Source organism: Streptomyces djakartensis, from assembly GCF_014651075.1.
GTDB lineage: Bacteria > Actinomycetota > Actinomycetes > Streptomycetales > Streptomycetaceae > Streptomyces > Streptomyces djakartensis.
Map to the genome: position 1 here is coordinate 161,950 of NZ_BMWE01000006.1, position 15,103 is coordinate 177,052.

A 15,103-nucleotide genomic window follows, 5' to 3' on the forward strand; every position below is an offset into this window, starting at 1 on the left:
ACGCTCGTGCAACCGTCCGACATACGTCATGCGTCCGTACAGCAGTACGCCGATGGACGCGGACGACGCGGTACGGGAGGACGACAGTGGGCAGTGGACCGATACGCAGGCGCCTCGCGCTCGGCCTGGCCGTGCTGACCGCCTCCGGGCTGCTCGCCGTCGCGGCTCCGGCCGAGGCGCAGGCCGCCGCCTTCTGTCCCGGCCGCAAGGCCCGCATCCTGCCGTTTTCCACCGGCACGGTGCTCGTCTTCAAGCGCGGCGGCTACGTCTGCGCCGTCACCCTCACCAAGAAGCCCGGCGTGCGGCAGCGGATGTCGGTGAGCGTGCAGGCGCGCGGCAACCGCCCGGTGGTCGACGCGGGCAAGTTCGCCTACCACGCGGGTCCGGTGACCGTGCACGCCGGGCGCCGCTGCGTCTGGCTGAAGGGCACGGTGGGCCGGGGGTCGTTCAGCTCCGGCTGGATCCTGTGCTGAAGCCGCGCCCGCGTACAGGGTTTTCCCCATGTCCCCTGGTGCTCCGGTGAGTTGGTCCGCTAGCTTCCGGCGGACATCTGTCTCACAGGGGAGTGCGCATGCGCAAGGCGCTCAGATGGCTGCTGGCGCTCACGGTGCTCATCGGCACGTTGAGCACGGCCGGGGCGGCCACCGCCGCCGTGCCGGACGCCGGCACCGCTGACATCAAGGAGAGGCTGCTCTCCATACCGGGCATGAGCCTGGTCGAGGAGAAGCCGTACACCGGCTACCGCTTCTTCGTCCTGAACTACACCCAGCCGGTCGACCACCGCAGGCCCTCCGAGGGCACGTTCCAGCAGCGCATCACCGTGCTGCACAAGGACGTCTCGCGCCCGACGGTCTTCTACACCAGCGGCTACAACGTCTCCACCACGCCCCGCCGCAGCGAGCCGACCCAGATCGTGGACGGCAACCAGGTCTCCCTGGAGTACCGTTTCTTCACCCCCTCCCGCCCCTCGCCGACCGACTGGACCAAGCTGGACATCTGGCAGGCCGCCAGCGACCAGCACCGCGTCTTCACGGCGCTGAAGGGCGTCTACGGCAAGAAGTGGATCTCCACGGGCGGCTCGAAGGGCGGCATGACCGCCACCTACTACGAGCGGTTCTACCCCCGCGACATGGACGGCGTCGTCGCCTACGTCGCCCCCAACGACGTGGTCAACAAGGAGGACTCGGCCTACGACCGCTTCTTCGCCACCGTCGGCACCGAGGAGTGCCGCGACCGGCTGAACGCCGTGCAGCGCGAGGCGCTGGTGCGCCGCGAGCCACTGGAGAAGAAGTACGCGGCCTTCGCCGAGGAGAACGGCCTCACCTTCACCACCATCGGCAGCCTGGACAAGGCCTACGAGGCGACCGTCCTCGACTACGTGTGGGGCTTCTGGCAGTACGGCCTGCTCTCCGGCTGCGACCAGATCCCGGCCGACGCCGCGAACGCCACCGACGACCAGATCTGGGAGTCCGTCGACACGATCTCCGGCTTCTCCGCCTACGCCGACCAGGGCCTGACGACCTACACGCCGTACTACTACCAGGCCGGCACGCAGCTCGGCGCGCCCACGATCCACTTCCCGCACATCGAGAAGCAGTACATCCGCTACGGCTACCAGCCGCCCCGGAACTTCGTCCCGCGCGACATCCCCATGACGTTCCAGCCGCAGGCGATGCGGGACGTGGACACCTGGGTGCGGCACAACGCCCGCCGGATGCTCTTCGTCTACGGCCAGAACGACCCGTGGGGCGCGGAGCCGTTCCGCGTCGGCAAGGGCGCGAAGGACTCCTACGTCTTCACCGCTCCCGGCATGAACCACGGCGCCAACGTCGCCGGTCTCGTCCCCGAGCAGAAGGCACTCGCCACCGCCCGCATCCTCGACTGGGCCGGCGTCGCCTCCGGCGCGGTCCAGGCCGACCCGCAGGCGGCGAAGCCGCTGGCCAAGTTCGACGCCAAGCTCGACAAGCGGGACGTGCGGCGTGAGATGACGCTGCGTCCGTAACGCCCGCGGCGCCCGGCCGCCGCTCACAGCGGCCGGGCGCACCCCACGGGCCGGTCGCCGCCGAGCCTGACGTACAGGGCGGTCGGGGCGGGGCAGCCGGCGCGCTCGGCGACGGCCCGGGTCACCTTGTACTCAGGTTCCCGATCGCCCGTGCCGTCGCACGCGGTCTCGCGGACCTGTCTGTCGCCGGAGTCGTAGACGCAGTCGCCGGCGATGGTGCGCGGGCCGCCCCCGCCGCCCGGGTCCCCCGGGTGCGGCGGCTGCAGGTTGCGCATGCAGGCGTAGCCCTGCGGCACCGTCCCGTCGCCGTCCTCGTCGGACGCGGGCCGCTGCTCGCTGATGTGCAGGACGAAGTCGGTGGTGTCCGGGCAGCGCGGCCCGCCCCGTACCGTGCCGTCGTGCCGCGCCGATACCCGGGCCGCGGCCCGCTCGCCGTCGCAACTCACCTCGGTGAAGCTCGTCGTGCCGAACGAACTGCACTCGCCGACCCCGAGGAACACCGCCCCGTACCCGGACGGCCGGGTCGCCGCAGGCGGGACGGCGGCGGTCGTGCTCCCCGACGCCGGTTCGCCAGGCCGGCCGCCCCCCGCGATTCCTCCCGACGGGCTCTGACACCCGGTCACCAGCGCGCCGAGCAGCGCCAGCAGCCCGCAGATCACCCCCACGGAAATTCCCTTACGCATCGCCGACCCCCCGAATGTGCCCGCCCAGCGTGACCCGCGGCAGCGGGCGCACGCCAGGCACCTGGGGTGGTTTGCGCACGTTGGGGGTGGTGCGCCCGGTCCGTGGCGTACGCCTAGTACGTCAGCCCGTACCCGATCGGGTACAGCACCTGTTCCGGATCATCCGCCCGCCGCACCGCGACCGGCAGCTTCCCGCGCGGCTTCACCCGTCCCGCGATCACCCGTGCGACGGCCCGCAGTTCGACGTCGGTCCAGGAGTACGTGGCCAGGCAGGCCGGGACGGACGGCAGGTGGGCCACGTCGTACGGGTTGCGGACCGCCACGGCGACGACCGGCCGCCCGGTCGCCACCAGCTGCTCGACCAGCGTCTTCTGGCCGCTGCCCGCCGTGACGTTGTACGTGAGGACGACCACCGCGTCCGCGTCCCGGGCCGCCGCGACGGCCCGCGCGACGGTCGCGGCGGAGGGGGCGGTACCGGTCGGCATGGCGGTGGCGGTGAAGCCGAACCCGGTCAGCGCGGAGGCGAGCACGCCGGTCGGGGGCCCGGTCGTCCCCGACGGCGAGGCCGGATCGGCCCCCGCCACCAGCAGCCTGGGATGCCGGAGCCGCGACAGCGGCAGCAACCGCCCTTCGTTGACGAGCAGGGTGGTGGTCCGGTCGGCGATCCGGTCGGCCGCCTTCAGATGTGCCCGGACGCCGACGGTCCGGTCGACCCCGCCCGGGCTCACGTACGGGGCGCGGAACAAGCCGAGTCTCGTCTTCAGCCGCAGGATCCGCAGGATCGATTCATCGAGCCGTGCCTCGGTGAGTTCGCCGTCGCGTACGGCCGTCAGCACGGCGTTCCAGGCGAGGTCCAGGTCGGGCGGGTTGAGCAGCTGGTCCACGCCCGCCTTCAGCGCGAGCACCGGCACCCGGTCGTCGCCGTACTTGGTGCGCACCCCCTCCATGCCCAGGGAGTCGGTGACCACGACTCCGTCGTAGCCGAGCCGTTCGCGCAGGATGCCGGTGAGGATGGGGCGGGAGAGGGTGGCCGGGTCGCCGGAGTCGTCGAGGGCCGGGACCATCAGGTGCGCGGTCATGATCGAGTCGATGCCCGCGGCGATCGCCGCCCGGAACGGCGGGAGGTCCAGCCGTTCCCACTGCTCCCTGCTGTGCCTGATGGTGGGGAAGCCGGTGTGGCTGTCGACGTCGGTGTCCCCGTGCCCGGGGAAGTGCTTGGCGGTCGCGGCGACCCCGGATCCCTGGTACCCGGCGACCTCGGCGGCCACCAGGGCTGCCACCGCGCGCGGGTCGGCACCGAAGGACCGTACGCCGATGACGGGGTTGGCCGGGTTGACGTTCACGTCGGCCACGGGGGAGTAGTTCTGCCGGATCCCCATCGCCCGCAGTTCCGCCCCCGCGATCCGGCCGAGCGCACGGGCGTCGGACCGCGAGCCGCCCGCGCCGACGGCCATGGCGCCCGGGAACAGCGTCGCGGGCCTGCCCACCCGCGCCACGATCCCGTGCTCCTGGTCGGTGGTGATGAGCACGGGCAGCCCGCGCGGCAGCTCCAGGGAGGCCTTCTGGATGCCGTTGGACAGCCCGGCGATCTGATGCGGCTCCCGGGTGTTGTGCGCCCAGGCGAAGTAGATGATGCCGCCGACCCGGTACCTCGCCACCAGCTCGGCGGCCGTACGGACCCCGATCTCCTTGAGGTTGGCGTCGATGTCGGCCTGGTCGGGGGCGGTGGCGGAGTGGCCGTAGACCCGCGTCACGAAGAGCTGGCCGACCTTCTCCTCCAGCGTCATACGGGCGACGACGCGGCGGAGTTCCCCGTCGTCCGGGGCCACGGCCGCGGCGCGGGCGGGCCAGGCGGCCGCGAGGGCGGTGGTGACACCGGCCGTGGCGGCGAGGACGGTGCGTCTGGAGGGCTGTGCGGTGCTTCCCGTGCTTCCCGTGCCGGTGTCGTGCACGTGCGCTCCTTCCGGAGAGGGTCCGCTGGGATCCGCTGAAGGAAACTTCCAGAAGGTCACCAATAACCGGGAAGTTTCTGCCGGTCAAGGGAACGCGCGCTGATCGCACAGGGCCGCCACCGGCGCGGTTGGAGGGGGCGCGCCGATGGCGGCGGTGCCGCCGGCCGCGGTACGGCGGAGAGGGTGGTCAGCGATCGCAGCCAGCAGCGAGGGCCGACACCGCACCGTGGTGACTCTCCGGCGGCTTGCGAGTTGGACGACGGGAGTCCGGTCCGGGTTCCCGCCGCCGGCCGAATTTCCGCAACTCGGTACGAGGGATGAACCAGGGGGTAGACGGGGCTGACGGGGCCACGCATCGCGACGGTTTCCGGGGCTTCCACCGGGGGCCCGGGGGGTCTGGGTGCTGGACGGCACAGCGGGCAGTGGTACCGGGTGCCGACCAAGGCGGGCGACGGGGGCGCAAGCAAGCCTCGGCCCGATCCGGCAACGGCCCGATCGGGCCACGGCCCCGGTTCCGGTCCCACTGCCAAGGCCACGACCCCGATACCGCCACGGCTAAGGCCCCGTTCCGTCGTCGGCCCCGCTACGGCCACGTGCACGGCCCCGACCCGGTCCCGGCCCCGCTACGGCCACGTCCACGGCCCCGAAAGGCCCTGGTACGGCCACCGCCCCGCCCGGATCGGCGGGGCGGGGCGGTGAGAGCGACTCAGGGGCAGTCAGCGGGTGTGCTCGACGAACCTGGCCGCCGTCTCGGCCAGCACCTCCCGCCCGTCCCGTGCCCACAGCCCGTCGTTGAACAGCTCGACCTCGATGGCGCCGGTGTAACCGGCCGCCTCCACGTACGCCTTCCACTCCCGCATGTCGATCGAGCCGTCGCCGATCTGGCCGCGGCCGGTCAGCACGCCTTGGGGGAGCGGCGTCGTCCAGTCGGCGAGCTGGAAGGAGTGGATACGCCCGCCCGCCCCGGCCCGGGCGATCTGCGCGGGGGCGGTGTCGTCCCACCAGATGTGGTAGGTGTCGACGGTGACGCCGACCTGGTGGGCGGGGAAGCGTTCCGCCAGGTCAAGCGCCTGGGCCAGCGTCGAGACCACGCAGCGGTCGGAGGCGTACATCGGGTGCAGCGGCTCGATGGCCAGGCGGACGCCGTGCCGCTCGGCGTAGGGGCCCAGTTCCGCCAGCGCGTCCGCGATGCGCTCCCGGGCGCCGCGCAGGTCCTTGGAGCCCGCCGAGAGGCCGCCCGAGACCAGGACCAGGGTGTCCGTACCGAGCGTCGCCGCCTCGTCGATCGCCCGGCGGTTGTCGGCCACGGCCTCGGCCCGCTCCCGCGGCTCGATCGCCGTGAGGAAGCCGCCCCGGCACAACGTGGTCACCGTCAGCCCCGCGTCCCGCACCAGCTTCGCCGTGGCCTCCAGGCCGTACGACTGGACCGGCTCGCGCCACAGACCGACACCGCGGACCCCCGACTCGCCGCACGCCTCGACGAGTTCCGGCATCGACAGCTGCTTCACCGTCATCTGGTTGATGGAGAAGCGCTCAAGACCCGCGGTGCTCAACTGTCGACTCCGTACACGCTCAGCAGGCTCTTCATCCGCTCCTCCGCCAGCTTCGGATCGGGGAACAGACCCAGTCCGTCGGCCAGTTCGTACGCCTTCGCGAAGTGCGGCAGCGAGCGGGCCGACTGCAGGCCGCCGACCATCGTGAAGTGGGACTGGTGCCCGGCCAGCCAGGCCAGGAACACCACGCCCGTCTTGTAGAAGCGGGTGGGGGTCTGGAAGAGGTGCCGGGACAGCCCCACCGTCGGGTCCAGCAGTGCCCGGAAGCCCTTCACGTCCCCCGTGTCGAGCACTCGCACCGCCTGCGCCGCCAGCGGGCCCAGCGGGTCGAAGATGCCCAGCAGGGCGTGGCTGAAGCCCCGCTCGTCGCCCGCGATCAGCTCGGGGTAGTTGAAGTCGTCACCCGTGTAGCAGCGGACGCCCTGCGGCAGCCGGCGGCGGATGTCGATCTCGCGCCGCGCGTCCAGCAGGGAGACCTTGATGCCGTCGACCTTGTCGGGGTGCGCGGCGATGACGTCCAGGAACGTGTCCGTCGCCACGTCCAGGTCGGAGGAGCCCCAGTAGCCCTCCAGCGCCGGGTCGAACATCGGGCCGAGCCAGTGCAGGATCACCGGCTCGGCCGCCTGGCGGAGCAGATGGGAGTAGACCTCCAGGTAGTCCTCGGGGCCGGAGGCGGCTGCCGCCAGCGCCCGGGACGCCATCAGGATGGCCTGCGCCCCGGACTCCTCCACGACCGCGAGCTGCTCCTCGTAGGCCGCGCGGACCTCGGCGAGCGACCCGGCGGCGAGCTGGTCCGTGCCCACGCCGCAGGCGATCAGGCCGCCGACCGACCTGGCCTCCGCCGCCGACCGGCGGATCAGCTCCGCCGCGCCGGCCCAGTCCAGGCCCATCCCGCGCTGCGCGGTGTCCATCGCCTCGGCGACGCCAAGACCGTGCGACCACAGATGGCGGCGGAAGGCGAGGGTGGCGTCCCAGTCGACGGCCGCCGGCGAGTCCGGGGAGACGTCCGCGTACGGGTCGGCGACGACGTGCGCGGCCGAGAAGACCGTACGGGAGGTGAAGGGCGTGCCGGGGGACACGGCGAGGGGCTCGGCGCGCGGCTCGTACGTCCGCGACGTCCCGTCGCTGCCCGGGAGTCGGATGGTCACAGCGAGATCTCCGGAACGTCGATGCGGCGGCCCTCGGCCGAGGACTGCAGGCCCAGCTCGGCGAGCTGGACACCGCGGGCGCCGGCCAGCAGGTCCCAGTGGTAGGGGGCGTCGGCGTAGACGTGCTTGAGGAACAGCTCCCACTGCGCCTTGAAGCCGTTGTCGAACTCGGAGTTGTCCGGGACCTCCTGCCACTGGTCGCGGAAGACCTCGGTGACGGGGATGTCCGGGTTCCACACCGGCTTGGGCGTGGCCGAGCGGTGCTGGGCGCGGCAGTTGCGCAGACCCGCGACCGCGGAGCCCTCCGTGCCGTCCACCTGGAACTCCACCAGCTCGTCGCGGTTGACGCGGACCGCCCAGGAGGAGTTGATCTGGGCGATCGCGCCGCCCTCGAGCTCGAAGATGCCGTAGGCGGCGTCGTCGGCCGTGGCGTCGTAGGGCTTGCCGTTCTCGTCCCAGCGCTGCGGGATGTGCGTGGTGGCGATGGCCTGGACCGACTTCACCCGCCCGAACAGCTCGTGCAGCACGTACTCCCAGTGCGGGAACATGTCGACGACGATGCCGCCGCCGTCCTCGGCCCGGTAGTTCCAGGACGGGCGCTGGGCGGCCTGCCAGTCGCCCTCGAAGACCCAGTAGCCGAACTCGCCGCGCACGGACAGGACGCGGCCGAAGAAACCGCCGTCGATCAGGCGCTTCAGCTTCAGCAGGCCCGGCAGGAACAGCTTGTCCTGGACGACGCCGTGCTTGACGCCGGCCTCGTTCGCCAGCCGTGCGAGTTCCAGGGCGCCGTCCAGGCCGGTCGCCGTCGGCTTCTCGGTGTAGATGTGCTTGCCGGCCGCGACGGCCTTCCTGATGGCCTCCTCGCGTGCCGAGGTGACCTGGGCGTCGAAGTAGATGTCGACCGTCCCGTCGGCGAGGACCGCGTCCAGGTCGGTCGAGACGTGCTCCAGGCCGTGCCGCTCGGCCAGCGCCTTCAGCGCGTGCTCACGGCGCCCGATCAGGATCGGCTCGGGCCACAGCACGGTGCCGTCGCCCAGGTCGAGGCCGCCCTGCTCACGGAGGGCGAGGATGGAGCGGACCAGGTGCTGGCGGTAGCCCATGCGCCCGGTCACGCCGTTCATGGCGATACGCACCGTCTTGCGTGACACGTCGTTCCCTTCGTACGCGGTCGTCGCGCCGCGCACGCCCGACTGGTGAGCGTTACAGCAAGCGCTTTCTATATGGAAAGAAGCTAGCCTCTGAACCGTGGTCTGGACAAGACCACTACCAAGACGAGTTGTTCGAGGGGGCGAACAACAGGGGGTCGGGGGCTTAAGGTCTGCTCGGAGCCATGGCCATAGGTCATGGGGGCCACGGCCGTAGGTCCATGGGAACCACGGCCATGGGTCCGTAGGGAAGAGGACCTCGGGTCCATGGGAACCGAGGCCGCAGGTCTGAGTGTGTACGAGGGCGGACGACGAGATGCGCGACCGGAGGACGACGAGATGACGGTGACCCTGGCGGACGTGGCGGCCCGCGCGCAGGTCTCGCCCGCGACGGTGTCGCGCGTGCTGAACGGGAACTACCCCGTGGCGGCCTCCACCCGCGAGCGCGTGCTGAAGGCCGTGGACGAGCTGGACTACGTGCTCAACGGGCCGGCGAGCGCCCTGGCCGCCGCCACCTCCGACCTGGTCGGGATCCTGGTGAACGACATCGCCGACCCGTTCTTCGGGATCATGGCGAGCGCGATCCAGTCCGAGATCGGCGGGCCGGGCGGCCGCGCGGGCGGGGAGAGACTCGCGGTGGTCTGCAACACGGGCGGTACCCCCGAACGTGAGCTGACGTACCTCACGTTGCTGCAGCGGCAGCGGGCGGCGGCCGTGGTGCTGACCGGCGGGGCGATCGAGGACGCGGCGCACCAGGCGGCCATGGACGCGAAGGTGCGCAAACTGGCCGAGGCCGGGACCCGGGTGGTGCTGTGCGGACGCCCGCCCGCACCGGAGACCGGCGCGATCGCGCTGACCTTCGACAACCGCGGGGGCGGCCAGGAGCTGACCGAGCACCTGATCGGGCTCGGGCACCGGCGGCTCGGCTACATCGCGGGACCGGAGGAACGGACCACGACCCGGCACCGGCTGGAGGGCCACCGGGCCGCGCTGGCCGCGCACGGCATCGAGGAGGACCCCCGGTGGACGGTGCACGGACGCTACGACCGGCGGTCCGGCTACGAGGCGACGCTGGAACTGCTGCGGCGTGATCCGTCGCTGACGGCGGTCGTCGCGGCGAACGACTCCGTCGCGCTGGGGGCGTGCGCCGCGCTGCGGGACTCCGGGCTGCGGATTCCGGACGACGTGTCGGTGGCCGGCTTCGACGACCTGCCGTTCAGCATCGACGCGGTCCCGTCGCTCACGACGGTGCGGCTGCCGCTGGCGGAGGCCGGGGCGCGGGCCGGGCGCATCGCCATGGGGCGGGAGGAGGCGCCGCCCGGCGGTATCGCCTCGGTGCGGGGGGAGTTGATGGTGCGGGGGTCCTCCGCGGTGCCGCGGGATTCCTAGCTCCTGGTTGTCGCGGGCCGGGGCTGCTGGGGGCTGCCGCCCCCAGGCCCCCGCTTCGGCCTGAACGGCCTCGTCCTCAAACGCCGGACGGGCTGGGGGGTGGCTGGTCGTCCGGCGTTGCGTGCGGCGGGCGGGGCTGGGGGGTGGCTGGTCGGCGTCGTCATTGCGTAAGCCGGGTGGGGCTGGGGGAGGTGGTCGGCTTTGTCGTTGCGGGCGCCGAGTGGGCTGGGTGTGGCTGATCCGCGGCGTCGTTGCGTAAGCCGGGTGGGGCTGTGGTGGCTGATCCGCGGCGTCGTTGCGTAAGCCGGGTGGGGCTGTGGTGGCTGATCCGCGGCGTCGTTGCGTAAGCAGGGTGGGGCTGGAGGTGGCTGATCCGCGGCGTCGTTGCGTGCGCCGGGTGAGGCTGGTGGGTGGCTGATGCGCGTCGTCGTTGCGTGCGCCGGGCGAGCCAAGGGGCGGCCGCGCACGCGAACACGCAGGGGGACGAATCGCGCGGCCGCGCACGCGAACAGGCAGGGGGAGAATCACGCGGCCGCGCACGCGAACAGGCAGGGGGAGGAACCGCGCCGGTCCTTCGGTCAGGAGTTGGTCGGCCAGGGGCTGGCGGCGTGGCTTCGCGCGACACCCGAGTGACCAATGGGGAATCGTCGGCGGGGGTGCCGGGTAGTGTCCGTTTGTATGAAGCTGGCGTTCTCCACCCTCGGTGTCCCCGGCCTGCCCCTGCCCGACGTGCTGCGGCTCGCGACCGCGCACGGCTACCACGGCGTGGAACTGCGCGCCCACCCCGAGGAACCGGTCCACCCCGGCCTCGGGGCCGCTGAACGGGCGGACGTGGCGGCCGAGTTCAAGGGCTCGGGCGTAGAGGTCCTGGGCCTCGCGGGATACGCGCGGGTCGCCGCGCCGGGCGACGACGAACCCGTCCTGGCCGAGATCCGCGACCTCATCGACCTGGCCCGCGACCTCGGAGCCCCGTACATCCGCGTCTTCCCCGGCGGCGACCTGGACGTCCAGACCCCCGAGGAGGCCGACGCGACGGCCGCCCGGCGGCTCGGCACGGCCGCCGAGTACGCGAACGACCTCGGCGTCCGCATCCTCCTGGAGACCCACGACTCGCACCGCACCGCCGCCGACGCCATGCGCGTCCTCGGGCTGGTCGGCCACCGCCAGGTGGGCGCCCTGTGGGACGTGATGCACACCTGGCTGGGCGGCGAACAGCCCTCCGAGTCGTACGCGGCGCTCTCCCCCCACCTCGGCTACGTCCAGGTCAAGGACATCGCCTCCGCCGAGGACACCACCCCGCTCCCGCTCGGCGCGGGGGTCCTGCCCCTGGCCGAGTGCGTGGAGGTCCTGTCCCGGCACGGCTGGGACGGCTGGCTGTGCTGGGAGTACGAGAAGCGGTGGTACGAGTCGGCGGCGGAACTGCCCGGGCTGCTGGAGGCGGGACGGGAGCACCTGAGCCGGTTGCTGAACGAGTCGGCGTGAGCGGGTGGTGGACCGGAGCGTACCGCCGCCCCGGTCAGATCACTCGGCCTCCGTGACACCGCAGTCGTCGTCGGTGATCACCACGATGTCACCGCGCCCACGGGCGGCCACGTCGAACTCCTCCGCCAGCAGTTCGCCGGCCGCCGGCAGCGGGGTCTGGTAGCTGGTGCCGCCGCCGAGGAACGTCTAGTGCTCCCCGGCAGCCCTGAACGAAGGCCAGGGCACCGGGATCCGGTGTCCTGGCCGCCTCGCCCCTGCTATTCCGCCTCTGCGCTCTCCGGGGCCTCTGGGGCCTTTGAGCCCTTTGAATCCTTCGTGCCCGCTGGGTCTTCCGTGCCTCTTGTGCACCGGGAGTCCACCGTCGTCGATGTGCCTGCGGGTCCGCTCAGGACGGTCCAGACGGCACCCTCGACGCCGCGCCCCCGCTGAATGTGGATCGTGCGGCACTGACTGGTCTGGCTCACGCCCTCGCCGGACCGCGGGTCGGTGTCTGCCGCGACGGGGGCCGCGGTGGTCAGGACGGCGGCGAGGACGATGAGGGCCGATCCGGCCGAGTGCGCGAGGGATCGGTGCGAACAGTGCAAACGTGGAGTCTTCATGAGCACACCTTGGGTCGAAAAGCGCCCGGCACGAAGGCAGTCGGGCCTTCAACCGGGCAACTCAACCCGTTCGTACGATGCGCCGGGGACGAACGGGGCCACGGGGAGCGGGTCGTTCACGGGCGACGGGGCGACGGCTGGGGAGGCAGCACCACATCTCCACTGCGCTTCAGCCGCTGCCAGGGCAGCCGGTAACCGTTGATCGCCGTCAGGCACGCCTGGACCAGGACCAGGTACATCACCTGGCGGTAGACGATCTGCTGGAGGGGAAGCGCCCACAGGGGCCGGAGGCTCTCGCCGTCGAGGTGGAAGGCGTACGCGGCGCAGACGGCCTGCACGGCCAGCACAGCGCCCCAGGCCAGCACGGTGGTGAGCGGGCTGCCGAACACCAGGCCGTAGAGGGCCAGGATGTCGATCAGTGGGGCGAGCAGGGGCGTGAGGATCTGGAAGACGGCCAGCAGAGGCAGCCCGAGGCGGCCGAAGCGGCCCGCGGGGCCGCGCTCGAGCAGGGCGTGACGGTGTTTCCACGCCGCCTGCATCGTGCCGTAGCTCCACCGGTAGCGCTGACGCCACAGTTGCCGAAGGGTTGTCGGGGCCTCGGTCCAGGCGAGTGCGTCCGGCGCGTACCGGATCTCCCAGCCGGCCCGGTGCAGGGCCATGGTGATGTCGGTGTCCTCGGCGAGGGTGTCCGCGCTCATCATCCCGGCGTCCCGCAGGGCCTCGGCGCGAAACGCCCCCACCGCGCCGGGGATGGTGGGCAGGCAGTGCAGGAGGTCGTACATGCGGCGGTCGAGGTTGAAGCCCATGACGTATTCGATGTGCTGCCACCGGCCGAGCAGGCGCCGCCGGTTGCCGACCTTGGCGTTGCCCGCGACCGCGCCGACGCGGGGGTCGGCGAACGGCTGGACGAGCCGGCCGACGGTCGAGGGGGCGAAGACGGTGTCGGCGTCCAGCATCACGACGATGTCGTGGGAGGCCCGCAGGACGCCGGTGTTGAGGGCGGAGGGTTTGCCGCCGTTGGGCCGGCGGATGACGGTGAGGTTCTCGAGGGCGAGGGAGTCCGCTATGTCGGCGGTGCCGTCGCGGGAACCGTCGTCCACGAGGATGATCTCGACCGGGTGGTCGCTCGCGGCTAGGGAGCGCAGGGTGTTGGGGACACACACCTCCTCGTTGTAGGCGGGGACGACGACGCTGACGGGCCGGGTGACGGGCCGCGGGGCTCCGGTACGGGGGCGGCGGGCGTGGTGACGGGCGAGGACGAGCAGGACCGCACACCGGGCGAGGACGAGCGAGCCGACCGCCAGCAGCAGCACGGTGACGGCCGACACCACCGCCCCCGAGACGGTCACGGCGGTCACGAAGACGCGGCCACTCCACAGGTCCACCGTGTCGACGGGACTGCTGAGACGCTGCGTTCCGACGAGATCGGAGAGGGTGGTGAAGCGATAGCCCTGTGCCTTCAGCCGGGGGATCAGGACCCGGAGTGCCTCGACCGTCTGGGATCGGTCCCCTCCCGCGTCGTGCAGGAGGACGACCGCACCCCTGCCGGGTGGGCTTGGGGTGGCCGCGTCGGCGATCGCCCGGGCGCCCGGCCGCCGCCAGTCGTTGGTGTCCTGGTCGATGAAGGCCAGGACGTAGCCCTTCTCGCCCAGGCGCCGGGCCACCGACCAGGCGGGGGCGTCGAGGGCGGAAGGGGTGGATGAGTAGGGCATCCGCATCAGCGAGGTGTTGATGCCCGCGGCCCCGGCGAGGGCGAGTTGGGTCAGCGCCAGCTCGCGGTCGACGGCGCTCGCGGACTGGGTGGTCAGGTCCGGATGGGAGAAGGTGTGCACCCCGATCTCGTGACCGGAGCGGACCAGACCGCGCAGGACTCCCGGGTGCCGGGTGGTCTGCTGCCCGGTGACGAAGAAGGTGCCGGGAGTGCCGTAGTGGTCGAGTACGGCCCGGATGCGGGGCGTCCAGGTGGGGTCGGGACCGTCGTCGAAGGTCAGGGCGACGGTCCTGTCGGGTGTGCGGTAGCTCCGCAGATGATCACCGGTGGTGTCGAGGACCGGCCCGCCGTCGGTGACGCTGCGGGGGACGCCGGTGGTCCCTCGTCCGCCGCGCCCCTCCTGGTCACCGGTGAAGCCCCTGGTGGTGTACCCCTCGACCAGGAGCACCGAGGCGAGGAAGGCCAGCAGGACGAGGGGGACGACGATGCGGAAGCGGTGCCGCGGTGACAGCGGCGGCCGCCCGCGCCGCGGTCCGGGCGCTTCCGGTGAGCGGCCGGGTGGCTCCGGTGGTGAGAGGCCGGATGGCCGGTGCGGGTGCCGCCGCATCAGGGGGCCTCGACCACCGAGGGGGCGGAGGCCGGGGGCACGGCCGTGGTGCCGGAGGGTGCCGAGGTGCCGGTCGCCGGCCCTGTGGACTGGGGGGCGGATGGCGGCGTTTGTGCCGGGGGCTCAGGCGCCGGCGGGACGGCGGGGGCGGTGGTCGGCGGAGCCGGTGCGGGCGGAGCCGGTGCGGGGGTGGTGCCCGTGCCCGGTGCGGGGGTGGGGGCCGCAGGGGGGTCGGGGGGCGTGGGCTGCGCCGGTGGGGGTGGCGCCTGGGTCGTCGGCGCCGGCGGTTCCGGCGTGCCGGGAAGCGCCGGTCCGCCGGGCGGCGGGCTCCCGTCGGGTGCCGGTTCGCCGGCCGGTGGGAGGCCGGGCACCAGGGGCGGGGCGATGGGCGGGCCGGGCGCGGTGAACTGCGGAACGAGCAGGCCGCTCGGCCCGGTGTCCGGACGGCCGCCGGGACCCGGGCCGTCCCGCGTCGGCGGCTCGCCGGGCGCCAGGGGCGTACCGTCCGGGGCGCGGGGTTCCGGCGCGGCGGGAGCGGCCAGGTCGCCGGGCAGAATCGTCCCCGGCGCGAAGGGTGTTGCTCCCATCAGGCTCAGTCCGAGCACCGTCAGGTAGGTGATCACACAGCCGGCCAGCGCGTAGCCGACGCGCCGCAGGTTCCGTGCACGGCGACCGGAGGAGTCGACGAACACGGGGAGGCTCGGACCGCTCGACGTTCCCCGCGCTTCCCGCCCGGTACGCCCCCTCTTGGCCTGATAAAGCACCATAGGGCTCAGCGTACGCCGCTGCGGACAGCCGGTCGGGAAAGAATTTCTTACGTTGCCGTGCAACC

The 15,103-nt window shown here is 72.6% G+C and carries 11 protein-coding genes and 1 pseudogene; 4 read left to right on the forward strand and 8 right to left on the reverse strand.

What is annotated here, in order from left to right:
- Window positions 1-86 precede the first annotated feature (86 nt).
- Together IE212_RS12390 and IE212_RS12395 are read left to right on the forward strand one after the other, a co-directional pair.
- Window positions 87-473: a hypothetical protein gene (locus tag IE212_RS12390; protein ID WP_190197841.1), complete on the forward strand. Its 387-nt coding sequence runs from the start codon at window positions 87-89 to the stop codon at window positions 471-473.
- Between the two features lie 98 nt (window positions 474-571).
- Entirely contained in the window at window positions 572-2,002 is a 1,431-nt protein-coding gene (locus IE212_RS12395; protein WP_190197842.1) for a S28 family serine protease, read from the forward strand.
- Between the two features lie 23 nt (window positions 2,003-2,025).
- On the opposite strand, the gene IE212_RS12400 is transcribed toward IE212_RS12395, so the two are convergent.
- The 5 genes from IE212_RS12400 to IE212_RS12420 all read right to left on the reverse strand — a co-directional run bounded on the left by IE212_RS12400 (window position 2,026) and on the right by IE212_RS12420 (window position 8,486).
- Complete coding sequence (locus IE212_RS12400; RefSeq protein ID WP_190197843.1) at window positions 2,026-2,685, reverse strand: hypothetical protein; 660 nt, start codon at window positions 2,683-2,685, stop codon at window positions 2,026-2,028.
- A gap of 113 nt (window positions 2,686-2,798) precedes the next feature.
- Window positions 2,799-4,637 carry a glycoside hydrolase family 3 protein gene (locus tag IE212_RS12405; protein WP_190197844.1) on the reverse strand — a complete coding sequence of 613 codons (1,839 nt, stop codon included), beginning with the start codon at window positions 4,635-4,637 and terminating at the stop codon, window positions 2,799-2,801.
- Window positions 4,638-5,353: 716 nt separating this feature from the next.
- Complete coding sequence (locus IE212_RS12410; RefSeq protein WP_229864241.1) at window positions 5,354-6,190, reverse strand: sugar phosphate isomerase/epimerase family protein; 837 nt, start codon at window positions 6,188-6,190, stop codon at window positions 5,354-5,356.
- A complete protein-coding gene (locus tag IE212_RS12415; protein WP_190197845.1) occupies window positions 6,187-7,338 on the reverse strand; it encodes a dihydrodipicolinate synthase family protein in 1,152 nt (383 codons plus the stop codon). Before IE212_RS12415 ends, IE212_RS12410 begins: the two co-directional genes overlap by 4 nt.
- The gene (locus IE212_RS12420; protein ID WP_190197846.1) at window positions 7,335-8,486 is read right to left on the reverse strand and encodes a Gfo/Idh/MocA family protein; all 1,152 of its coding nucleotides are present in this window, start codon (window positions 8,484-8,486) and stop codon (window positions 7,335-7,337) included. Before IE212_RS12420 ends, IE212_RS12415 begins: the two co-directional genes overlap by 4 nt.
- A 336-nt stretch (window positions 8,487-8,822) precedes the next feature.
- Here IE212_RS12420 and IE212_RS12425 point away from each other — a divergent pair, with 336 nt between their 5' ends.
- The gene (locus tag IE212_RS12425; RefSeq protein WP_190198006.1) at window positions 8,823-9,872 is read left to right on the forward strand and encodes a LacI family DNA-binding transcriptional regulator; all 1,050 of its coding nucleotides are present in this window, start codon (window positions 8,823-8,825) and stop codon (window positions 9,870-9,872) included.
- A gap of 678 nt (window positions 9,873-10,550) precedes the next feature.
- Window positions 10,551-11,354: a sugar phosphate isomerase/epimerase family protein gene (locus tag IE212_RS12430; protein WP_190197847.1), complete on the forward strand. Its 804-nt coding sequence runs from the start codon at window positions 10,551-10,553 to the stop codon at window positions 11,352-11,354.
- 48 nt (window positions 11,355-11,402) lie between these two features.
- On the opposite strand, the pseudogene IE212_RS35745 reads toward IE212_RS12430, so the two are convergent.
- The 3 genes and pseudogenes from IE212_RS35745 to IE212_RS12440 form a co-directional block, all read right to left on the reverse strand.
- Window positions 11,403-11,540 (reverse strand): annotated as a pseudogene (locus tag IE212_RS35745) (VWA domain-containing protein); the annotation flags it as partial.
- A gap of 529 nt (window positions 11,541-12,069) precedes the next feature.
- Window positions 12,070-14,271: a bifunctional polysaccharide deacetylase/glycosyltransferase family 2 protein gene (locus IE212_RS12435; protein WP_190197848.1), complete on the reverse strand. Its 2,202-nt coding sequence runs from the start codon at window positions 14,269-14,271 to the stop codon at window positions 12,070-12,072.
- Window positions 14,271-15,038, reverse strand: coding sequence for a hypothetical protein (locus IE212_RS12440; RefSeq protein ID WP_190197849.1), 768 nt, complete (start codon window positions 15,036-15,038; stop codon window positions 14,271-14,273). Before IE212_RS12440 ends, IE212_RS12435 begins: the two co-directional genes overlap by 1 nt.
- Window positions 15,039-15,103 lie beyond the last annotated feature (65 nt).